This is a genomic window from Prevotella sp. MGM2 (genome assembly GCF_002933955.1).
Classification (GTDB): domain Bacteria; phylum Bacteroidota; class Bacteroidia; order Bacteroidales; family Bacteroidaceae; genus Alloprevotella.
Genome location: NZ_BEWW01000299.1, coordinates 1 through 22,350 on the forward strand (window position 1 = coordinate 1; position 22,350 = coordinate 22,350).

The following is a 22,350-nucleotide window of genomic DNA, read 5'->3' on the forward strand; positions in this document are numbered from 1 at the left end:
TTTTACCAAATGCACCGGAATTTCGGCTTGACCCGTTCTTCATTGTCCAATGTATTATCCTTTGAACAAGAAACAGACAGGGCGCAAAGCAACGCTAATATAAGGTATCTATATACTTTCATGGCTTCATCTTTTTGTCGTATTCAACAATCATTTTATCAAATGCCGCCCTTTCAACGGTGGCAAGTTCTTCACCTTTTAATGATGCAAGTTCAAGTGCATCAAAGATGGATTCCGGCATAACCGAATAATAAGATGGGTTGCCGTAATAGTCATTCACCTTGATTTGTATTGTGTCCATATCTTTATTTTGTTAGTCGTTCAATTATCACCAATAATTTATCAATGTGTTCTTGTGCCTTGGCAAGTGATTGTTCCTTGCTTGCAAGCAAATCCAACAATCTTGCGGTGTCAGGCTTGTTGTTTACCGTCACATTGTTGCCGTTGATATTGTCGCCATTGACATTGCTTTGTTCAGCACCCCCGGCATACTGATGTTGTTTTAGCATCAAATCACGCAATGTTGCGTGTTTTGCTTTCGGTATTGTTGTACCTGATTCCCAATTTTGAACGGTTCTTGGGTGTACTCCAAGCATTTCCGCAAGTTTTTCTTGCGAAACATTCAATTGCTCACGAATTTTTTTAATATCAAATTCATTCATATTCAATTAGTTATGTTATACACGCAAATTTAATACGCAAAATTGTGTGATAAAAATTTGGTTTTTCGCACAATATGCCGTATCTTTGCAAACGTAAACGAAAACAATGCAAAGGTAAAGCAAAGTTTCGTTGAAACAAATAGCAAATTTACGTCAAATTTGCGACATGACGAAAAATTGTGCCGCAATTTTACAATAATTAAAAATAAAAGAGTAATGAGCAAAGAACAATTTTCATTTTCAAAAGGGTGGTCGCAAGTTCGTAATGGCGACATACCAACGTGCCGCGAAAAGCTGATGGCGGCATTGAATGTGACAACGCGGGCGGCATTCCTTATCCGCATGAAAGGAAAGGTTGAACCAAAAGTTTCGGAAGCAAAGGCGGTGGAAGAAGTCTTTTCGGAATTTGGAATCACTGATGTTTGGGGGATTGCAGAATGATAGAAGATGCCGTAAAACTCACCAAACGCGAATCCGAAATTGCGGAATTATTCGCATGGGGCGCAACTAAAAAGGATATAGCAAACCGCCTTTATATTTCGGAAAGAACGGTTGAAAATCATGCCCGGAACATCTTTGAGAAAACAAGATGCACCAAGGTAAATGAATTGTCCGCGTGGTGGTTTTGCATGACATTTCACATATCATTTGAACTTTCACCATTCAAAAGAAAAGTGTTTGCATTGTTCCTTTTGGGTATTCTGATACCTCAAATGTGGTCAAATGACAACGTGATTATGGCACGTAATGCCCGGACAACAACGACAAGGATTTGCCGTGTACGTGGTCGCCGAAAGGCTGATGGGGATTTTTCACCATTCGTTTAACATCAAAATTTCGCAACAATGAATGAATTAAAAAATGCCTTTGTCTTGAAAGGCTTAACAATCAAACAAAAAGCCGTGGTTTGGTGGTTCTCAATATCGCTTTGCCTTTTGTGCAGTACGGAGGATGCCCCCTTGTGGTTTTTATTCTTGGAGGTGGCAAGCCTTGCATTATCCGCACATTTCTTAAAGAAAATACCAATCCCCGATTATTTCAAGGAAGATGAAGAATGATAAACATTGACCCACAAACAAGAATTATCGACCTAACGGTTGGGCAACTGATGGAATTGTTGGAAAGTGCGAAAGAAGCACCGAAACAAGCCCCCCAAGAAGTCAAGGAACATCGCAAGGTGTATGGCATTGCCGGGATTGCTCAAATTTTCAATTGTAGCATGACAACGGCAAACCGCATCAAACGAAGTGGGCGCATTGACCGGGCTATTACCCAACATGGGCGTATAATTGTGGTTGATGTTGAATTGGCTTTGGAACTATTTAATAACAAATAAATATCGCAACAATGAAACAAGTAACATTAAAGTCCTTGACCTTTGTAAACTTCAAGGGTGAAAAGGAGCGGACAACGAATTTCAATGCCGATGTTACAACCATTTCCGGCGGCAATGGTCTTGGCAAGTCAAGACATTTTGACGCATTCATTTGGTTGTTGTTTGGCAAAGACACCAAAGACCGCAAGGATTACGAAGTAAAGACACGCATTAACGGGCAAGAGCTTCACAACGTGGAATGCAGTGTGTCAGGTGTAATTGTCGTTGATGGTGAGGAAATCACCCTGAAACGTGCTTTTGTTGAAGATTGGGTAAAACCGCGTGGACAAGTTGAGCGAGTGTTCAAGGGAAATCACACGGAATGTTGGTGGAATGAAACCCCGGTCAAGGTGGGCGAATACACCAAGCGCATTGAAGCAATCATTGATTCATCCGTATTCAAGATGATTACCAACCCGGCTTTCTTTGTGAATATGGATTGGAAGTTGCAGCGCGAACAATTGTTTCAGCTTGCCGGAACAATCACAGATGCCGAAATTGCTTCACAAAAGCCCGAATTTGCCCTTTTGCTTGATAAGATAAGCGGCAAATCATTCGCAGACTTCAAAGCCGAAATCGCGGCTAAAAAGAAGCGTTTGAAAGGTGAACTTGACCAAAACCAACCGCGCATTGACCAAACCCACAAGATGATGCCGGAAAATGAAGATTTCCATGCAATAGAAATGGAAATTGAACGTGCAGACAGGGAGATTGCCGACATTGACAAGGCAATTGCCGATGTTACTGCCGCCATACGCAAGCAGTATGACAAGGAGCAAGCAAAGCAGAAGCAAATAAATACGTTGAAGTCAGAATGCCAACAAATCATTTTCAAGGCAAAGGAACAAGCGCAAAATGCCGCCTTTGAAGCCAATAGCAAACGCCGGGAATTGGAAAGCAGCATCAAGGACAAGAAACGTGAACTTGATTCCGTGAAAAAGGATATAACCAACGGGCAAGTTGAGGTCGCACGCATCCACCGGGATATTGACAAACTCAAAGAAGAACAAGACACCATCCGCAATGAATGGTACAAGGAAAACGGCAAGAAATATGACGGTGGTACAATATGCCCGCATTGCGGACAAGAATTGCCCGAATCCATGCTTTCGCAAGCCCGTGAAGTGTTCAACAGGGCACAAGCTGACAAATGCAATGAAATCACCGAAAAGGGCAAGAATCTTGGCGCAAGAATCGCCGAAAAGGAAGCAAGGGTTGAGAGCATCAAGGAATCAATCGAGGAATCCAAGAAGCAAAGCGAATCTTTGACCAAAGAGATTGAAATCTTGGAAGCATCTTTTGCCGGAATCCCCGTTGTTGATGTTGCCGCCGTTGTGCCTGAAAACATCCCCGAATGGGTTGCCAAGCAAAAGGAAATCGCCGACATTGAAGCCACCGTTTCAACCGACAACACCGGGATTGACACAAAGGATTTGCAGAGCCAAAAGGCAACGTGGAACGCTTCGCGCGATGAGCTGAAAGCAAGACTTGCAAAACGTGATGCCATTTCACGTTGTGAAAAGGAAATATCACAGCTTGAAGAAAACGGCAAGAAGTTGGCACAACAAATCGCCGATGTCGAGCGTGAAGAATACACCATTGAGCAATTCACCAAGACCAAGATTGACGAATGCGAAAAACGCATCAATGCCATGTTCAAGTTCGTTTCATTCAAGTTGTATGATTACACCTTTGATGGCAATGCCGTTGAAACGTGCGTTCCGCTTGTTGATGGTGTGCCTTATGGCAGTGCCAACACCGCCGGACAAGTCAATGCCGGGTTGGATATTATCAACACCCTTTGCCGACATTATGGCATTTGTGCCCCGATATTCATTGACGGTCGCGAAAGTGTCAATGAGATAATCCCAACGGAAAGTCAGATTATAAACCTTGTTGTCACCAAAGACAACAAATTAACAATTCAATAAAATTTCGTAACAATGGAAGAAAACAAGAAAAGTGCATTCATTTCCAAGGTGGAAGAGTTTGCAACATCAATGTCAGAAATGACAAGTGAAAACAAGACAAAGCGCGGTTTGGTGATATTAGCCACCGAAACCCCGGAAGATTCCAACACCACCGCCCAAGAAATCGCAATCATGGGCAATCAAGGGCAAATAGTCCGGGCAATTGCGGGACTTGCCACACAGGAGCAAACAAGGGAACTTGTTGTTGAGGGTCTGAAACTTGCTTCAATTAAAACCCTGATGGATAAATTGGGGGGGGGATTTGACAACCATAAATCTAACAATTAAATCATAAGACAATGAACGAATTACAGCCAAAAAACAACAATGCGGTGGTTGTTTCACAACCCACCCAAGTAGGGTTCAACTTCTTTGACCCGGTGCAGTTTGACACAATGCAACGTGTGTGCAAGTTGTTTGCTTCATCCGAACTTGTGCCAGAAATGTATAAGGTTTCAGAGAAAAATCCGATTGAAAAAGCAATGGCAAATTGCATGATTGCTATTGAGATTGCACAACGTATCGGCGCAAGTCCTTTGATGGTGATGCAAAACATGGTTCCCATCTATGGCAAACCGTCTTGGTCGTCCAAATTCCTTGTCGCAACCGTGAACACTTGCGGGCGTTTCAATCCCTTACAATACAGATTTATCGAAAAGGGTATGTTGGGGATGGTGGATTACACGGATTATGTTTGGGACAATGCAACACGTTCCAAACGTGCCGTAACCAAGCAATTTGACGGCAAAAAGGTGATGGACATTGAATGTGTCGCATTCACGACCGCCAAGGGTTCGGACAAGATGTTGGAAAGTTCGCCCGTTTCCGTCCGTCTTGCCATCCAAGAGGGTTGGTTCACAAAGAACGGTTCAAAATGGCAGACAATGACACGGCAAATGCTAATGTATCGTGCCGCATCATTTTGGACAAGTGCTTATGCGCCGGAACTTTCAATGGGTATGAAAACCATTGAGGAATACCAAGACATTCAGGATGTCGAGTATCAAGAAATCAAGGACACCCCGGAAGAAGAACGCAAGAACAATGCTAACAAGGAACAAATAAGCATGGACTTGGCAGATGGTAAAGACAAAACAACAAAAACGGTTGTTGATGCCCAAACCGGGGAAATCAAGAGCGAGATTCCAACGGAAGAAGCACCGAAAACGGAAGAACCGCAAAATTCACCCGGTTTCTAAACCCTAAATCCGAAAGGTTATGCAGCTTAAAGTATTGGGTTCATCCTCAAAGGGCAATTGTTACTTGCTTGACAATGGCAAGGAAGCCTTGGCAATAGAATGTGGCATTTCATTCAAAGAAGTGCAAAAGGCGGTCAATTTCGATGTTTCACGCATCAAAGGGGCGATTGTATCACACGAACATGGCGACCACGCCAAACACGTTGAAAACTTCATTCAGGCGCAAATCCCCGTGTATATGTCCACGGGAACATTGCATGAAGTGATAAAGAAGTTCAAAAGACCCTATTTGTCACCGCTTATGATGGAAGCCGGGTGCATTGTCGAAATCGGCAATTTCAGGGTTCAAGCATTCGACACCATACATGATGCCGCCGAACCTTTCGGATTCCTGATATATCACCCGGAATGTGGAATGGTCTTGTTTGCGACTGATACGCATTATTTGCACTATACGTTTGCAGGATTGAACAATATCTTGATTGAATGTAATTTCAGACAAGACATTTTGGATGCCAATGTTGAATCCGGCAGATTGCCAAGTGCATTGAGGGCGCGAACCATGAAATCCCACATGGAATATGAAACTTGCAAGGGGACATTGCTTGCAAATGACTTGTCGGGGGTGAACAACATTGTGTTGATACACCTTTCCGATGGCAATTCAAATGCAAGTGAGTTCCGGCAAGGAATCATGGAAGAGACAGGTAAGACCATCCACATTGCGGAAAGTGGAATGACATTAAATTTCAACAAATCACCCTTTTAATTCAAAAAGACATGAAAAAGTTTTTAATCACAAACAAGAAAACGCAAGAGATTTGCGGCAAGTTCGATTCAAAGAATGAAGCTGCGGACGAAATGATGGACTTTATCGAGAATCACAATGAAGATTTGGATTCGGAAGATGAAGATTATCTGACCCCGTTTGATTTCTCCCTTGAAGAAGTCGAAATCAAGGAAGTAAACGAGTGTATCACCGACTTTGAAAAAGCCCGGAAGCATCTTAATGGCAAGCCAAATGCCGACTTCACCGTATCAAAGAAGATTTTTTCCGACAATAGTGTGAAACTTGAAGATGTCGCCCGATTGGTGAACGACATAAACCCCAAGCACATGAAAGCCCTTGTCGCCCTGAATGAGTTGTTCACCATTGCACAGGCATGGAACAAGGAAGATAATTTCACCCCGGATTTCTCAAACCAAAATCAAACGAAATGGTTTCCGTGGTTTGTATATTCCAATGCGGATGCGGGGTTCGTGTCTGCGAATACGTATTATACGGCTGCGCGTGCGAATGCGTCTTTCGGTTCTCGGCTTTGCTTTTATCCTCAAATCGAACAAATCGAAGCAGCGTAAAATGGTGGCTTGATGTCTTGAAAGAAATAAAATAAAAGGTTGTCCGATGTCGTGGCGTTTTGTTCAGCGGTAATGCGAATAATGGTGCGAATGCAGGGTTCGTGTATGCGAATACGAATAATACGGCTACGAATGCGAATGCGAATATCGGTTCTCAGCTATGCTTGTAAAAATATAGTTGCATATCGGAAACCTTGCCACAAAAACGACCCAACCGGGGTTGAATGAGTTGGAGAAATCCAACGGCAAAAAATAGAATAAGTAAAACGGTTTTGGTAGGGGCAACCCGAAGAATCCTAATATACAAGCAAACTTGATGCAATGAAAAGAGTTGGCAACATATTCGATAAGGTGATTTCCCTTGAAAATTTGCGCCTTGCAGATGAAAAGGCACGAAAGGGGAAGTTGCATTCGTATGGTGTTAAGGTTCACGACAAGAACCGGGATGCCAATTTGCTTGCCTTGCATGAGAGTTTGAAAAATGGCACTTTCAAGACTTCAAAATTCAAAATTCATTCCCTTATGAAATTAAATTTAATCGAAGCAAATGCACATTATGACATGGTGCATGGTAAACCCGCCGTGTTGGAACATGACAATGACGGGTCAAGTATTTACCGATTCAACATTGAACCCGAAATGGGTATTCCTGACGGTGAAGAATCGGAAGTTCAAATTGGATGGAAGTGTTGCGAAATCCGCATTTGGAGCAAGCCGACAAAATCCAACTTAAAAAAGGCAATTATCCGTTCAGTCATTGATGAAACGGCAGAATTTGACCTTGTGAACAGCTACAACAAGCACGTGTTGGGTATTGCACCCAATGACAAGGCAGTTGCCTATTACAAGGAATACTTGCAGTTTACCGAAGATTTGGATGTGATGTTGAAAACTGATTTATCAAACTAAAAACACAGAAAAAGGCAATGGCAAGATTTTGTTAACTTGGAGTGGAAGCCGATGTAATAATTGGCAAGGGCATTGACATGGAAGAATTGTTCAATCGCCGTATCTTGATTGAAAAGACAATCATTCAGCCAACAAAATATCCGGGTAAAAATTCATCCGGCTTACGAATGCAAATGCAAGTGGTTCTTGCAACTTTCAACACGACACCCGACCAATCCGGCGATTATTACCAAAAGGATGCAAGCGGTGTTGCAATCGGTGAAAGGCGTTCTTGCTTTACCGGGTCGGACATTCTGATTTCCGCAATTCAGAAAGCGGAAAACCAAATGCCCGCATTGAACAAAGCACGGCAGGAACGGGGCGAACCCTTGTTGAGTGTTTATCCAATAGACACAACGATTGTCAAAGTCGGAAAGTGTTTTCAATTCACTTAAACATGGAAATGATGGAATATATCCCGGCTATCATTAGCGCAATAGGGACAATCCTTGTTGCGTGGTTTGCGTACAATCAAAAGACAAAGGACAAAATGACGGACTTAAAGATTGAACAGATACGCACAAACAACGAAGTGAAACAAAGGCGGCGGGCGGACAATTCCGCAATCGTGCATGGTGAACTTTGGGAAGCCTTGCACGAGTTACACGCTGATAGGGTCTATATCGTGCAGCCACACCCACTTGGCAATGAATCAATGATAAGCATTTACTTTGAATCCAAGCGCAAGGGGGTTGAATCCATGAAACCCAAGATTCAGGATTTGAAGATGTCGGAAGTGGCGGTTTTTTGTTCGGACATGGCAAAGAACCTCTATATGTTCTTTGATAACATTGATGAACAAGTAAAAGACCGATTCGCCAAATCGCTTCTTTCGGCTTGTGGAACAAACAAGGTCGCAATAAAGAGATTGAGCGACAACAACCATGATTGGGTTGGTTCTGTATTCTGCGAGTTTACGCACGATGTGGAAGTGAACGAAGATGAAGTTCGTTCCGTGCTTCACGAAGTTGCAATGAATATCCAATATCTTTTGCCCGAATATAAAAACTAAAAGAAGATGGCAGATGTCGATAAATTATTGCCGTTTATCCTGAAATGGGAGGGCGGATTTGCGAATGACCCGGCAGATGCGGGCGGCGCAACGAACAAAGGTGTAACAATCGCAACGTGGAAGCGATGCGGATATGACAAGGACGGGGACGGTGATGTTGATGTTGCTGACCTTAAATTGATAACCAATGATGATGTCCGCAATCGAGTGTTGAAACCCGCGTTTTGGGACAGGTGGAAAGCTGACAATATCCAATCACAGAAAATCGCAAACATTCTTGTTGATTGGGTTTGGGGTTCAGGAAAACACGGCATTGTCATTCCCCAACGGCTTTTGGGTGTAACCCCGGACGGTATTGTTGGAAATAAGACTTTGGCGGCGGTGAACTTTGCCGACCCTGACCAATTGTTTAATGTGATATACAACGCACGTGTCAAGTTCCTTAAAGACATAACCACGTCAAGTATTGCCGCCTATGAAAAGAGAATTGGGCGCAAGGCAACCGAAAAAGAATTGATGAAGCACACCAACAAGCGGTTCTTGAATGGTTGGTTGCGCCGTCTTGCGGACATTAAAAACATATAGCATGAAAAGAGTTATCGCAATTGTCGCCGTTTTTGCCTTGCTTGTATCTTGCGGAACAACACGCAAGGTTCAAGAAACAAAGCAAACTTCATACGCTGATAGTATGGCGGTGCAAGAGGTTGAAAAAAAGGAGTTGTCCAAGTTTATAGACACAACCCGGTCGGAACATGGGAAAATCACAATCACGGAAATTGAGTTTGAACACCCCGTTCCGCTTGACACGCCAAGGCGAAAGCCTGATGTTTCCCCGGTTTCCCCGCCAACGACAAAAGCCAAGGTGGATAATGTCGGGGAGTTTTCCGGGGTCAAGTCTATAAGACAAACGGTGATAGAATCGAATGTTGAAGAAAAAGGCGAAAGCAGCGAAAACGAAAAGCAAGAGCAATGCAAAAGCGAAGCAAATGCAATTCGTGAAAATTCCAACATCCAAATTAAGGAATCACCCGCGCCCGACCCAAACCGATGGCGATATGCCTTTTATGTTTCATTGCTATTTGTAGCGGTGTTGTTATACTTGAAACGTGTGCCGATATTGAATTGGATTAAAAAGATTCTTGCCGGATTAAGGCGGATTTTCTAAAAAATGCAGTATCTTTGCATCCACATTGTTGCGAAAGCCACAATTCACGTTGTGGAACAATGTTGAAGCCCGGTTTGTGCCGGGCTTCTTTGTTATCGGAGTTATCACTCTAAAAAGGACATGAAAAAAGCCCCAAAAATGGGGCTTTCGTGTACAAATTCGTGTACCAATTTTGCAAATCCTTGATTTTCAAGGTTTATTGCGGAGAGAGAGGGATTCGAACCCCCGGTGCCTCTCAGCACGGCAGTTTTCAAGACTGCTGTAATCGACCACTCTACCATCTCTCCTAATGATTTGGCCTTACGGAGTGCAAATTTAAGACTTTATTTTTATATAGACAATATTTTTGAGATCTTTTTTTACATAAGACGAAAAAAGTAATGAAAAAAACGAACAACAACCATTAATAATGAAAACCAATTACTATTTAGTAATAAAGATATTATTACATTTCCCACATCTGAAAAACAAATTAAGCACCTCCCTTCCTGCTTTTAAACTCAAATAAAACCATTGGTAATGAATTATTACTGTTTCCTCAATAGGCAAATACCTAGTATGAGACTATTATTTCATTGATCAGAACACGTACATGGTGGGATAGTTAAAACATTACAGTCGCGGATGTTTAGAATATCCGCGACTGTAATGTTTTATATATTGACGCTTTCAAATCAATTACCGGCCAATATCACCAATTATATCCGTCTATTACTTAAGACCGAGTTTTTTGGCAATTTTGGAAGGAACAGCGTCCTTATGAATAAGAATATTCATCGTTTTATAAGCCACATAGGCTTTGGAGGCATAGAACATACCATTGTATTTACCGTAATTGCCCCAAGAGTTCTTGACCATAAAATATTCGTTACCTTTGTCATCTTTAGCTATACCGTAGATGACCATACCATGATCATCGGTAGTTTCCCAATTATCATAGCCTATCTGACGGAGTTCCTGAGTAATGGCAAGTTCATCATCATTAGTTTTGATGACAGCACCGTTACGCTCATTTGTCCCAGTCCAACGTGCGGCGTCAGATCCGGTCATGTCGGTATTCTTCATATTAGCTGGAACTTTGGCTATACCGTCACGGCCGAAACCTTTTTCGCTCACGTCCGCACCCCAAGCAAAGGTGTAACCCTTCTTCACTGCAGTTTCACACACTTCCATAAATTCGTCAAGCGGCAGATTGTAACTCTCAGCCCAACGCCAGTTATCCTGAATTTCGAGAATAAATTTCGAATAGAAAGGATGATGTGTGTAGCTGGTCAACGATACATAATCATCAGGATTGATGCCAAGTTCCTTTACATAGCTCTGGGGCGTGAAAGTTTTACCGTTCACCTGAAAAGATGCAGGCAGTTCGCCGAAATAGTTTTTGTAGATATTTGAAAGATCATCCTTCCAAGTGAGAGAAATTTTCTTGAGTTTTCCCTTGGCAATGGCGCCGACATAAGCAGAAGTTACGGCATCAAGCTGATTAAAATTATAAAGTGAATCACCATAGAGATGGCCTTTCGTAGGCATAGCGTCTTGAGGTACGATACCATAGTGTTTCAAGCAATAGACGGCATCATAGAAAGAACCGCCCTGTGAGAAACTGGCATCACCGTGCGTACGCACAGCTTTGTCGGCACGATCCATATAGGTATGGTAAACAAGGAATGACTCGCTAAGGTCATGATTTCCCTTACCCATACGCAACAATTCAGCTTCAAGAAAACCAAGAGAAGAAAAAGCCCAGCAAGTACCGCTTTGATTCTGATCTTTGATACTGGTAATCGGATTTTCCTTAACAACGGTAAACTTAACCGTATCGTTCTTGGCCGCAGCATTGCTTTGTGCCACTACAGAAGCCGGCATGAAGCATAGAGCTGCTGCCAGACATAACATTTTGTTCATTGTTTTTATAGTTTTAAATTAATGATAAATTACATATAAAAAACGGAAGCATTGCGGCACCCACTATTCGCCGTTCTCTGCCATATAGCATTCCACATCCTCTACTTTATAGGGAATAAGTTTTTCGCCAAGAAAGCGACAGCCATCGGATGTAATGAGCACATCATCCTCTATGCGTATACCGCCGAAATCCTTATATTTTCCTATCTCTCCGAAATTAAGGAATTCCGAATTGATACCCTGACTATGCCATAAGTCAATAAGGTCGGGGATAAAATAGATGCCAGGTTCGTCGGTAACCACAAAGCCTTCCTCCAAGCGACGTGCAAAACGCAATGAAGCCGTACCAAATTGTGATGACGGCTGTGTTTCGTCATCGTAGCCCACATACGTCTGTCCCAGTCCTTCCATGTCATGTACATCCATACCCATCATGTGCCCCAATCCATGCGGTAAGAACAAAGCGTGTGCGCCGGCACGAACGGCTTCTTCCGTATCACCCTTCATGAGTCCGAGCGTTTTGAGGCGTTCTGTCATGAGTCGGCACACATCCATGTGGACATCCCACCAACGTACACCGGGTCTGGCATGTGTGAGGGCCAAATCATGACAATCCACCACAATATTATAGATATCTTTCTGCCGTTGTGTGAAGCGACCGCTTACAGGAGTGGTGCGCGTGTGATCCGAACAATAGTGTTCAATGGTTTCGGCCCCGGCATCACAGAGCATAAGACGACCAGCCTCAAGCGACCGCGTAGAAGGATAACCGTGAAGTATCTCCCCATGCATCGAAACGATGCTCTGGAACGATGTGATAGAACCTAATTTGGCAGCAATGCCATCAAGCACACCACCTATATATTGTTCCGTTACGCCGGGCCGGCACAGACGCATGGCTGCGGTATGCATTTCATAGCCGATGGCTGCAGCCCGTTCCAATTCTGCGATTTCCTCCGTGCTCTTTTTAGAACGCAACTGCACCACTGCCTTGATGAGAGCCAGCGAAGCCGCTTCGCGTTGTCTGGAAGGATGGATGTCCAGCAAATCCATGATCTGTATCATCGTATCATGGCGGTAAGGAGGCAGAAAATGCACGATACGGCCCGACTTACGGGCCGCTTCCACGCATACCTGAAGACCGTTCATGGGCACACTCTTTTCCACACCGCACTCACGGGCCATTTCAACCACAGAGGTTACGGAACCATACCATACGATATCATCTATATCTATTTCATTGCCAAAGAGCACCTCTTCGCCACTGTCGGCATCGATCACTCCCACCAGACCATCGCGATGATGACCGAAGAAATAGAGGAAATTACTGTCCTGACGGAACTTGTAAGCATTGGCAGGGTAGTTCATCGGGCTATCGTTATTTCCGAAAATAACGATAAGTCCACTACCAACCAGCCGGCGCAATTCGGCACGGCGGTTCACGTATGTTTCTTTAGAGAATAGCATAGACAAGAAGGTTTTATAACATGAATGCACCTCCGATTCTTTTGCGGCAAGCCTATTTCACATAAGGTCTTGTATTGCACGCCGAAAAACCGACCGATGTATTACCTATTCTTAAAAATTCTTTTTGTTTGCGCAAATATACTGATTTTCTTTGGGAAACTTATACCTTTGTAAAGCTTTTATGCTTTTATAGGTGCAAAAAGCACCCCTATCCAACAAAATACAAGATGACAGTATTAAAATCCGACATAGGTCTGGTGCTCGAAGGCGGCGGCATGCGCGGCGTATTCACCAGTGGTGTGCTCGATTATTTCATGGACGCCGATATACATTTTTCATATTGTGCCTCCGTTTCGGCTGGTGCCTGCAATGGTTTGTCGTTCATGAGCCGGCAACGCGGACGCGCCAAGTTGAGCAACATCGACCTATTCGACAAGCACCGCTATATCGGCATAAAATACCTGTGGAGCCAGCACAGCATTCTCGACCGCGAATTCCTGTACGAAAAAATCCCCAACGAGGTATTACCGTTCGACTATGAAGCCTGTTTTGCCAACCCCATGACATTTGAAATAGTAACCACAAACTGCCGAACGGGACGCGCCTGTTATCTCAGCGAACGCAGCGACAGCAAACGCCTCCTGCTCTTGGCCAAAGCATCGAGCAGCCTGCCTTTCGTGTGTCCGATAGTCACAGTAGACGGTCAGCCGATGCTCGATGGAGGCATTATCGACTCAATCCCTGTGGAGCGGGCGCAAGCTACCGGACACCCTTTCAACATAGTGGTACTCACACGCAACCGCGGCTACCGCTCACCCGACCGCGACCTCAAGACACCGCGTTTCATTTACCGCGACTACCCGCGGCTACGCCTCCTGCTGAGCAAACGCCATACCTGTTACAACCGCCAGTTGGAACTGGTGGAACGTCTGGAAGACGAAGGACGCATTCTGGCCATACGCCCCGAGCGCCCGCTTGAAGTAGACCGACTGGAAAACAACATCCAAAAACTCACCGACCTCTATCACGAAGGTTACGACTGCGCCAAACGTACTTTCGAAGCCTGGGCCGACAAGGAACTCTAAGCGCCTTGCCGTTTCCCGCAACCACCGCCGTGCCTCCAGGCCTTTTCATGTTCTATTCCACATGCCGAAACTCCACATATTCAATCCCTCTCACGATGAGGCTTTAGCCGCCGGATCACCTTTTTATTATCCCACCAGTGCCGCACGCACGCTGGCACACGACCTGAGCGCACTACCGGCCGTATGGGCGGCGGAAGACGATCTTATCCTATTACCCGATCATCTGCCAGCCCCACAGTCGGCCATACCGGCTTTCATCCACGAAAACGAACTGACTGCCACAAGATGGGAGACCATCGACGGCATCATTCCATGGGGATGGGACGCCCTTGTCCGCCACCGGATGGCCGGTTTGGGTGCTCCGTCACACCTGCTTCCTCCCGATCACAAACTTGAAGCAATACGGCAGTTATCAAGCCGGCAAACAGCGGTCAGTCTGCTGCCGCTCCTGCGCGAGGATGTACCGGCCACTGTAGGCCGGTCATGCTGGTGCACATCAATTAACGAGGTGTGGCAAATGACAGACAGCTGGGGCGAAATCATGCTCAAGGCACCATGGTCAGGCAGCGGACGCGGTGTATTCCGCATGTCGCCGGCCGACCGCTCGGAAAACAGCGGAAGCCGCCAGGGCCGCGTGCTGCGCATCCTGCGCGAGCAGGGAGCCATCGAAGCAGAACCTTTCTACCATCGCGTGGCAGACCTTGCCATGGAGTTCCGGATGCTCTCCGACGGACATGCCGTCTATGAAGGCCTGTCACTTTTCACCACCACGCCTACAGGCGGCTATGCCGGCAATCTTGTTGCATCTGAAGCCACATTACTCTCTCTCCTGCCGCCCGAAACACACACGGTGCTTGAAGCCGTCCGCACGTCTCTCCTGCGCCGTCTGCCGCCCTTGCTGGACGGCCATTATCAAGGACTGCTGGGCGTTGACATGATGCTGGTGCGCCACACCGACCTTTCACTGCGCCTCCATCCGTGCGTAGAAATAAACCTGCGCCGCACAATGGGCGCCGTAGCCGTCAGTCTGCGCCGTCTTCTGCCGTCTCCCGCAGCCTGTGCCCTTTTTACCCTGCGCCCCACATCGGCAACGGTTTCCGGCGCCATTAATCTCACGCCCGGAGCAAACAAGGTGTCAGCCATGCTCACACCGGCATCCGACACCGCGCCTTCTTCTTTCTTCAAATTCTGATTCCGCATTTAGGGCCACACTGCAACGGGAACCGGAAGCAGAACGAGCCATATTCCGCACAGCAGACCTGTACTTGAAATTTACCAAAAGCGGAGGAGTCCTTTAGAGCGACTCCTCCGCTTCAGTTTTACAACAGCCTCTACGGGCCGAATGTCTTTATCCGTAAAACTCTCACTGCCTTCCCACTCTGAAATGGCAGGACAGCGAACCTTCATTCCACATGAAGGAATCCGCATTCCATAGGCTTATCCGAACAAGGCCCATAATGGTGTCTCACATAAAATTCACAAAAAACGGACTAATTTATCTTCTTGGTATATGTGCACCGGTCGAACACTATTTGGGTCGGACTCTTAATGACAACTTCCGACGGTTCCCAACTCTCCAACGGCTCATAATCTCTACCGTTCAGCGAATCCATGCAGCGTGTAAAAATAATTTTATTTCCCTTTCTGCGCCCGGTGTATATTTTCTCATACTCACGCCTGTTCCCGCTATTAACATATACGGTAGTGCCATACATGCGCATTGAGATTTCTCCGTTATCCTCAGGCCAGAAATCCAACAGTGCATGTGTTTCGAACTTGCCGAAATCACCACCTATGGAAATCGTATGGAAATGAAAACTTATGGCCTGAGTATCTTTCCAAAGGTCAATCTTGATGTCATCGTTTCCGTTTTTTGGCAATGGTCCGGCTGGTTTTGGGGCGTCAGCCGGCTGTATATCGGTTTCGGTTTCATCATCCGGCATGTCTTGAAGAAGGCATATAATACCAGGAAGATCCTTCTCGCATTGTTCTTTAATTTCGTCAATAGAAGTTTCCTTCACACGTTGTCTCCGATGTCCGGGAGCACCGGCAGGCAAAAGGTCCTTAACCAGTTCCAGACGCATTCCGTCAGGACTAAGAGAGCGGTCTAAAGCCGTAAGCCCGTAAGTGACAATGGAACCGTCCTCATTAGGTATGATAACCACTTTCCCGGTTTTGGCCACCTCATTTTCCCAATCAGCAATGATAACGCCGCCTTTCAAGTGAGGATTGGTAATCCTGAATTCTTCAGTCAAAGAAAAAAGAGTTCTCTCACGATATTTACCAAAACCGGAGGCTTTCGTTCCCTGGAAGCATTTCTTGAGTTTTTTGGCATTCATGAAATCCTCCGGCAAAAACTTAAAGACAGCGGTCTTGGTTGTAAAGGTCTGTGTAAAATCCGGTCGCTGGTTGGCAAAGTCCAGCTCAAGATACATTTGATATACACTTCCTTCAATTTTTCTGTTAAGCTCATAAACGCCTGCAAGATTGATTTGGGCGTGTGCCACTGCGCCTGCAAACAAACATAAGACAATTGACATACAGGATTTCACTAATGAGGTAAGTTTCATTTGATGTTTCATTTTGTCTTGCTTCTGGCCCTTCTGCAAGTTCTTTTAACATAAGCGTGAGCCAATCATACCGTTTTGCCTATTGTCTGAGTGTTTCAGGCTGACAAAACAAGCATAACGCTTCCTATCTGCAATATTTGTGTCGGAGCACATGTACCCCGACACGAATATAAACATTTTTTACAAAATATCACAATTATATAGACAAAAATCGCACTGAATGTTTTTTATCGAAGAGTTCAACTTTAACATATTTAACTTTCTGTTACATTTCGAAGTGTTAAAATATAGATTGTAAGTAGCAAGAAAGAAAAAGTCCTTATTGGAATCTTAACACGAATACTTGCATTTTAAATTACAATACGGGGAATTTGAGGAAAACACACTGCCAAAAAACGCTCAAAAAGCCTTCAAAACCATAGAAAAAGCGGGACTTTCAGATGAAAAGTCCCGCTCCGCTATTACAAAGATACAACATTTTACGGCCGAAAGCAAATAATGTTAAAATAGAGGACCTACAACTTTTTGCTTCAAAGCCAATGCCGGCATAACTTACATCTGTACATTATGAATACCGGTGATTCCCCTGACAATCTCAACATCTGACGGGCAACGGTATATGGCATTTTCTTCTATAACCGTCACCGTCTCAGGCACGTAAACGCGTTTCAACCGGGGACAATTCTCAATGGCATAAGCCTCCAGATATTTGGTACCCTCAGCAAAAACGATTTCTTCCACATAGGGCAAATTATAAATCGTGTTTTTCTCTACCTTCTCGAGCAGCCTCAACTCCACACGCTTCATGCCGGCCGGAATATAATAGGGCGCCTGCTGATACCGTCCGTACACCACCCCTTTGTAAGTGCTCAGTTCCGGATTGGCCGAATCGATGAAAACTTCCTCAATGCTGTTGGTGCATTCCGAAAAGAAATTAAGGCTCGCGCCGAACGTAAGTATGTTCTTACCCAAATATAACTGCTTGAAATTTTCGGGCACAGGCTTTGCCGGACAAAAACTAGTGATTTTATAGCCGCCCACACTAAAAGGAATGGTCAAATGAGCCTCATCTGCGTACTTAACCTCAGAAACATTCAACTGTCTTTCCTGAAAATCATAGGTAAACCGGTCATCTTCAAACAGACTTATTTCCGTACTGAATGGAATCAGCTGATTACGGTATTTCGACACATCCTTCATGAAAAACCACTGATTGTTGGTAGCATCGCTGACAATCCATTCATCATCCACATAGGTATAATTCCACGCATGTGCACCAATATTACCCAACCAACCATTCGCTCCGAAAGCCGGTATGTTCTGTGTAAGCAACATCGTCTTCAACAAATTGGCATATCCCTGGCAAACACAGGTACGGCGTTTGAACACATCATAAGGGTCAAGATAGGCCACTGTCGAACCATGGGCATACTGCAAATTGCTCACCAGCCATCCGAAAATGGCTTTATAGGTGTCCGTCTCATTGTCGCGCCTCAAGTTTTCATCTACAAAGGCTTTAATCTCGGCAAACTGTTCGTCTGTAATGATAAGATCGCCCTTCGAAAGGGCTCTTTCAGGCTTGATATTAACAACAAGTTGGCGCAAGGCTTCTGCCGGATCATTAGATAAGGCGGAAGCCCCGTCATCCATAGGAAAATAATCCTCATTTCCTGCACCTGAAGGTGTTACAGTCATTGACGGATCATTCTCAAACGGAACCTCTAGATCACTGGAACACGACTGAAAAACAGACAATGTCACAAACGCTAACACAAGGAGTAAAAAACATTTTCGCATAATGTAGAAAAAATTACGGATTGATTAAAAAGGTTTCATGAAAATGGCAAACAGAACGGCAAAAAGCAAAGCAGCATTCCGATGCGCCTACAAAGATATATGATGTATTCCATACCGGATAAGACATATTAAAATATTTCCTGCCTGACACATAAAAAACAACGGACACAACACCTGCTCCGGTGAAATGTCCGTTATTTTCTTAAACCATATAAAACTTTCTGATTATTCAGAAGAAATTATTTCTGTTCCACCTTAATTTGCTCGTTGACAGCACGAATCTTGTCAAGAATCAGATTGAGATCTTCTTTCAGTCTTTCGATTTTCTGATTTATCTCCTTCACAAAACTGTTTGCTCCTTTCGATTTCGTATTAAGGAAAGTAAGATTTGTCTCGTAATTATTAATCTCCTGCTTCTTGGCTTCATAAGCGTTTGTCAGACGATTACGCTCACGGGTTAACTCATTACCACCTTTTTCAGCCACATTCTTCTTGAAATTCTCAAGGTTACGGCGTCCGGCACTGATGTGCAACTCCTTATAAATGCGATCGCACACCTCACGATAACGCTTATATATTTTTTCTTTCTTGCGGAAAGGCACATGTCCGATTTCATTCCATTGTGCCTGCAATTCACGCACAGCCTGCTGCACATTCTCAACCGGTTCGGCCAACAACTTCTCCAAATCTGCGATAACACCGTTTTTCTTCTCCCAATTAGCGGCTTCCTCTTCACGCTGCCCGGCCGTTGCTGCATTTTTCTTCTCAAAAAAGTAATTGCAGGCATCGTTAAAACGTTTCCAAACAACGTCGGAAGTCTTATGGTTCACAGGCCCTGTCCGCTTCCACTCCTTTTGAAGATCAATAAGTTTGTTAGCAGTAGCAGTCCAGTCGGTACTATCTTTCAGAGCTTCAGCTTTTTCACACAAGGCATTTTTGGCAGCAAGATTAGCGGCGTAAGTCTCACGCAAATTCTTGAAGTGAGCAGTCTTAGTGGCGAAAAAACTATCACAGGCCGCACGGAAACGCTCAAAGATTTTAGCGTTCATCTTCTTGGGCGTAAAACCTATAGTTTTCCATTGCGCCTGCAAATCAAGCACTTGTTTTGTCACCGTCTCCCACTCACTAAAACTTTTAATATTTTCAGTTTCTATAGCCTCTACTTTCTCACAGAGCGCAGTCTTTGCCACAAGATTCTCTTCCTCACGCGCCTTCAAAGCTTCAAAATGCTGTTGATGACGCTTATTGACTACTGTAGAAGCCTCCTTGAAACGTGTCCAAATTTCCTCACGCTTTTCTTTTTCCACAGGACCTGTTTCGCGGAATTCCTGATGAAGTTGCTGCAATTGATGGAAAGCTGAAACAGGGTCCTCTATTTCTGCCAGTTTCTCGGCACTCTCACAAAGGCGCGTTTTAATCTCAAGATTTTTCTTGAAGTCATAAGCGCGCATTTCGTGGTTCAGCCGGAGCTGGTCGTAGAATTGCTCCACATAGAGCTGATAGTTTTTCCATAATTCCGTAGCACGTTCGGCCGGCACCATTTTCACTTCTTTCCACTCATTCTGCAGATTTTTGAAAATGTCATAGTTCTTGTCGGCTTCTTCAGGCGACCCGGCCATATTCTTTATCTTTTCTATGATATCGAGTTTCTTAGCCAATCCTTCCTGCTTTTGCTTTTCGAGAGCTTGAAGGGCTTCGGCCCGCAACTCGCGTATGCGGCCCAACTGTGCCTTGAAGTTTTCCTCATCAGAATCTGCAGCGGGCATAAAATCCTCAACATTTCCACCGGCTGCGACAAATGCGTCACGGGCAGCAATTATTTCGGCATTATGTAATTTATAATAGGTCTGCTTAAGCATCTCCACTTCTGCGCGATCTATCTCTCCACCTGCAATGACAATGTCCTTGAGACGGCTGATAACAGCGGCTTTGGTATCGGGCACTACTGCTGCTGACGTCTCTTGATATGTATTTTCCTTCACTTCTTCTGTAACCACGGCATCGGCGGCGGTTTCCTCTGCGGCTTCCGTCGTCTCGGCGAGTTGGGGAGCAGGAACGGGATTGGAGGATATTGTTTCTGCTACTTCTGGGTTCTTATTCTCGTCCATGATAATTTTCTTGTCTGAATAAACCTGTTTTTATTGTTAAGTGCAAATGAAGTTATTTTTTTCGGGATAGCCAAAAAAATAGAGGGAAATGTGCCTTTTTGCAGTTATCTGACGTTAAAAATGTTATAATCATAAAAGTTGTCTACATGCCGCCGGAAATAGAGTTGGCTACTGACGGGTTATTTAACGAAACAGTTTCCCCGTTTATGGAATCTTCGGCAACCCCTATATGCTATATCCATGTTTTCCGACGGAACAACGCATAGAATACGCCTGTAATGGAAAAAGAAAGAATAATAACCAAGGGGAATCCCCACCACGTATTTTCCAGCCCTGAAATGAGATTCATGCCGAAGATACTGGCGATAAGCGTCGGAAACATAAGAATAATGGAGACAGAGGTCATCTGCTTCATGACACCGGACATATTATTGTTAATAATACTGGCATAGGTTTCCATGGTCGAGTCAAGAATATTGGTATATATATTAGTCGTCTCGCGTGCCTGGTTCATCTCAATAGTCACGTCTTCTATGAGATCGGCATCAAGTTCGTCTACCGGCAGTTTGAATTTCAATTTGGAGAGAAGTGTCTCATTGCCTCGGATGGACGTAATAAAATACGTAAGACTATCCTGCAGCCGGGAAAGGCCGATAAGATCCTCATTGTCTATTTTCCGGTCGAGATTACGCTTGGCTTCCTCTATAAGGATATTTATCTGCTTGAGACGTTTGAGGTACCACACTGCCGCGGAGAGGAAAAGACGGAAAACGAGATCCACAGAGTCCGTAAAACCCAGATTACGCTTCTGCTGATATGAGACGAAATCAATCATCATATTCGTTTCGTAGTTACACACCGTGATGCACACTCCCTTATTTAGTATGATACCCAACGGTATCGTTGTGTGAGGAGTGCGTGAACGGACCTCTTTGACATAGGGGATACGCAAAATGATCAGTGACCATCCGTCATCGTAGTCATAACGCGAACGTTCGTCCTTGTCTCGGATGTCGTCAAGAAAATAATCAGGAATTTTGAGTGTGTTATAAAGAAAGTCTTCATCGTCGGGTGTAGGACAAGTCACCTGCACCCAGCAGTTGGGTTGCCATTCGTCGATCGTGCGCAGCGTGTGGTCGATATTCCAATAGGTTCGCATAAACTGTTTCTCCTAAAACATTAAAGAAAAGACCGGAGAAACTCGCCTATAGGCTGGCTTCTCGGCCTGTCATCGGTTATTTTCCGCGTAATAGTCGTCCATCAGGGTGAATACTATTTTAAATCTTGCGACAAAAGTACAATTTTTTCCAAACATAACAAGAATGATATAAATCGTTTTTACCGCATAAAAGAAATCTACCCCAAACACCTTCCGTCAAACTCCAGCTAAAAGAAGCGGTAATACCGTCCGGTTGAATTAAATTGGCAGACGTGGATGCACATTTCATGCCAAAGTAAGAATCACTGCCGGGCGAAGTAAAGGGAAAGGTCGCAGAGATTAACATTTTTAACGTTCTACAACAATTCAATATGTTAAAGTATAGATTGCAAGCACGGTTGTCATAAAAGTCCGTATCGGAATATTAACACGAATACTTGGAATTTGCATTCGACTACGGGAAATTTCGGAAAGAAATACGGCGAAGAGCACTTCGGATTGACCTGAAATACAATGAAAAAGCGGGACTTTCCACAAGGAGGTCCCGCTTGGCTGTTACAAAGATACGA

24 protein-coding genes and 1 tRNA gene are annotated in these 22,350 nt (G+C 44.5%); 16 read left to right on the forward strand and 9 right to left on the reverse strand.

The window, feature by feature from the left end; all coding sequences use genetic code 11:
• Positions 1-118: 118 nt before the first annotated feature.
• Together C5S62_RS10680 and C5S62_RS10685 are read right to left on the reverse strand one after the other, a co-directional pair.
• Positions 119-301, reverse strand: coding sequence for a hypothetical protein (locus tag C5S62_RS10680; protein WP_104405366.1), 183 nt, complete (start codon positions 299-301; stop codon positions 119-121).
• 4 nt (positions 302-305) lie between these two features.
• The gene (locus C5S62_RS10685) at positions 306-662 is read right to left on the reverse strand and encodes a DNA-binding transcriptional regulator (protein WP_104405367.1); all 357 of its coding nucleotides are present in this window, start codon (positions 660-662) and stop codon (positions 306-308) included.
• A 216-nt stretch (positions 663-878) separates the two neighbouring features.
• On the opposite strand from C5S62_RS10685, the gene C5S62_RS13325 reads away from it, so the two are divergent.
• The 14 genes from C5S62_RS13325 to C5S62_RS10755 all read left to right on the forward strand — a co-directional run bounded on the left by C5S62_RS13325 (position 879) and on the right by C5S62_RS10755 (position 9,690).
• Positions 879-1,103 (forward strand): hypothetical protein, encoded by a 225-nt coding sequence (locus C5S62_RS13325; RefSeq protein WP_133159580.1) that lies wholly within the window; start codon positions 879-881, stop codon positions 1,101-1,103.
• The gene (locus C5S62_RS14155) at positions 1,100-1,489 is read left to right on the forward strand and encodes a response regulator transcription factor (protein ID WP_104405369.1); all 390 of its coding nucleotides are present in this window, start codon (positions 1,100-1,102) and stop codon (positions 1,487-1,489) included. The genes C5S62_RS13325 and C5S62_RS14155 overlap by 4 nt, the downstream gene beginning before the upstream one ends.
• Positions 1,490-1,507: 18 nt before the next feature.
• The gene (locus C5S62_RS10700) at positions 1,508-1,720 is read left to right on the forward strand and encodes a hypothetical protein (RefSeq protein ID WP_104405370.1); all 213 of its coding nucleotides are present in this window, start codon (positions 1,508-1,510) and stop codon (positions 1,718-1,720) included.
• A gap of 50 nt (positions 1,721-1,770) precedes the next feature.
• Positions 1,771-1,998 (forward strand): DUF3853 family protein, encoded by a 228-nt coding sequence (locus C5S62_RS10705; RefSeq protein ID WP_168353875.1) that lies wholly within the window; start codon positions 1,771-1,773, stop codon positions 1,996-1,998.
• 11 nt (positions 1,999-2,009) lie between these two features.
• The gene (locus tag C5S62_RS10710; protein ID WP_104405372.1) at positions 2,010-3,968 is read left to right on the forward strand and encodes an AAA family ATPase; all 1,959 of its coding nucleotides are present in this window, start codon (positions 2,010-2,012) and stop codon (positions 3,966-3,968) included.
• A gap of 12 nt (positions 3,969-3,980) precedes the next feature.
• Entirely contained in the window at positions 3,981-4,295 is a 315-nt protein-coding gene (locus C5S62_RS10715; RefSeq protein WP_104405373.1) for a hypothetical protein, read from the forward strand.
• 11 nt (positions 4,296-4,306) lie between these two features.
• Positions 4,307-5,206, forward strand: a complete 900-nt coding sequence (locus C5S62_RS10720; protein ID WP_104405374.1) for a hypothetical protein — start codon at positions 4,307-4,309, stop codon at positions 5,204-5,206.
• A 19-nt stretch (positions 5,207-5,225) separates the two neighbouring features.
• On the forward strand, positions 5,226-5,975 hold the full coding sequence (locus C5S62_RS10725; protein WP_104405375.1) for an MBL fold metallo-hydrolase: 750 nt from the start codon (positions 5,226-5,228) through the stop codon (positions 5,973-5,975).
• Between the two features lie 11 nt (positions 5,976-5,986).
• Complete coding sequence (locus tag C5S62_RS10730; RefSeq protein ID WP_104405376.1) at positions 5,987-6,565, forward strand: hypothetical protein; 579 nt, start codon at positions 5,987-5,989, stop codon at positions 6,563-6,565.
• Between the two features lie 321 nt (positions 6,566-6,886).
• On the forward strand, positions 6,887-7,474 hold the full coding sequence (locus C5S62_RS14160; protein ID WP_371411203.1) for a hypothetical protein: 588 nt from the start codon (positions 6,887-6,889) through the stop codon (positions 7,472-7,474).
• Between the two features lie 77 nt (positions 7,475-7,551).
• Positions 7,552-7,908 carry a hypothetical protein gene (locus C5S62_RS10740; protein ID WP_133159581.1) on the forward strand — a complete coding sequence of 119 codons (357 nt, stop codon included), beginning with the start codon at positions 7,552-7,554 and terminating at the stop codon, positions 7,906-7,908.
• A 95-nt stretch (positions 7,909-8,003) separates the two neighbouring features.
• The gene (locus C5S62_RS10745; RefSeq protein WP_223301223.1) at positions 8,004-8,525 is read left to right on the forward strand and encodes a hypothetical protein; all 522 of its coding nucleotides are present in this window, start codon (positions 8,004-8,006) and stop codon (positions 8,523-8,525) included.
• A 6-nt stretch (positions 8,526-8,531) separates the two neighbouring features.
• Positions 8,532-9,110: a glycoside hydrolase family 108 protein gene (locus tag C5S62_RS10750; RefSeq protein WP_104405378.1), complete on the forward strand. Its 579-nt coding sequence runs from the start codon at positions 8,532-8,534 to the stop codon at positions 9,108-9,110.
• Position 9,111: 1 nt separating this feature from the next.
• Positions 9,112-9,690, forward strand: a complete 579-nt coding sequence (locus tag C5S62_RS10755; RefSeq protein ID WP_104405379.1) for a hypothetical protein — start codon at positions 9,112-9,114, stop codon at positions 9,688-9,690.
• 202 nt (positions 9,691-9,892) lie between these two features.
• Here the strand turns inward: C5S62_RS10755 and C5S62_RS10760 are convergent.
• The 3 genes from C5S62_RS10760 to C5S62_RS10770 form a co-directional block, all read right to left on the reverse strand.
• A tRNA-Ser gene (locus C5S62_RS10760) sits at positions 9,893-9,977 on the reverse strand.
• Positions 9,978-10,401: 424 nt separating this feature from the next.
• Entirely contained in the window at positions 10,402-11,595 is a 1,194-nt protein-coding gene (locus tag C5S62_RS10765) for a C1 family peptidase (protein WP_104405380.1), read from the reverse strand.
• Positions 11,596-11,658: 63 nt separating this feature from the next.
• Entirely contained in the window at positions 11,659-13,062 is a 1,404-nt protein-coding gene (locus tag C5S62_RS10770) for an aminopeptidase P family protein (RefSeq protein WP_104405381.1), read from the reverse strand.
• A gap of 227 nt (positions 13,063-13,289) precedes the next feature.
• Here C5S62_RS10770 and C5S62_RS10775 point away from each other — a divergent pair, with 227 nt between their 5' ends.
• Complete coding sequence (locus tag C5S62_RS10775) at positions 13,290-14,147, forward strand: patatin family protein (RefSeq protein WP_104405382.1); 858 nt, start codon at positions 13,290-13,292, stop codon at positions 14,145-14,147.
• A 61-nt stretch (positions 14,148-14,208) separates the two neighbouring features.
• The gene (locus tag C5S62_RS10780) at positions 14,209-15,339 is read left to right on the forward strand and encodes a hypothetical protein (RefSeq protein WP_104405383.1); all 1,131 of its coding nucleotides are present in this window, start codon (positions 14,209-14,211) and stop codon (positions 15,337-15,339) included.
• 298 nt (positions 15,340-15,637) lie between these two features.
• Here C5S62_RS10780 and C5S62_RS10785 read toward each other — a convergent pair whose 3' ends face one another.
• The 4 genes from C5S62_RS10785 to C5S62_RS10800 all read right to left on the reverse strand — a co-directional run bounded on the left by C5S62_RS10785 (position 15,638) and on the right by C5S62_RS10800 (position 21,781).
• Positions 15,638-16,729, reverse strand: coding sequence for a hypothetical protein (locus C5S62_RS10785; RefSeq protein WP_133159582.1), 1,092 nt, complete (start codon positions 16,727-16,729; stop codon positions 15,638-15,640).
• 540 nt (positions 16,730-17,269) lie between these two features.
• Positions 17,270-18,412 carry a transglutaminase domain-containing protein gene (locus C5S62_RS10790; RefSeq protein WP_172486259.1) on the reverse strand — a complete coding sequence of 381 codons (1,143 nt, stop codon included), beginning with the start codon at positions 18,410-18,412 and terminating at the stop codon, positions 17,270-17,272.
• 341 nt (positions 18,413-18,753) lie between these two features.
• Complete coding sequence (locus C5S62_RS10795; protein ID WP_104405386.1) at positions 18,754-20,622, reverse strand: DUF349 domain-containing protein; 1,869 nt, start codon at positions 20,620-20,622, stop codon at positions 18,754-18,756.
• Positions 20,623-20,854: 232 nt separating this feature from the next.
• The gene (locus tag C5S62_RS10800) at positions 20,855-21,781 is read right to left on the reverse strand and encodes a magnesium transporter CorA family protein (RefSeq protein WP_104405387.1); all 927 of its coding nucleotides are present in this window, start codon (positions 21,779-21,781) and stop codon (positions 20,855-20,857) included.
• Positions 21,782-22,350 lie beyond the last annotated feature (569 nt).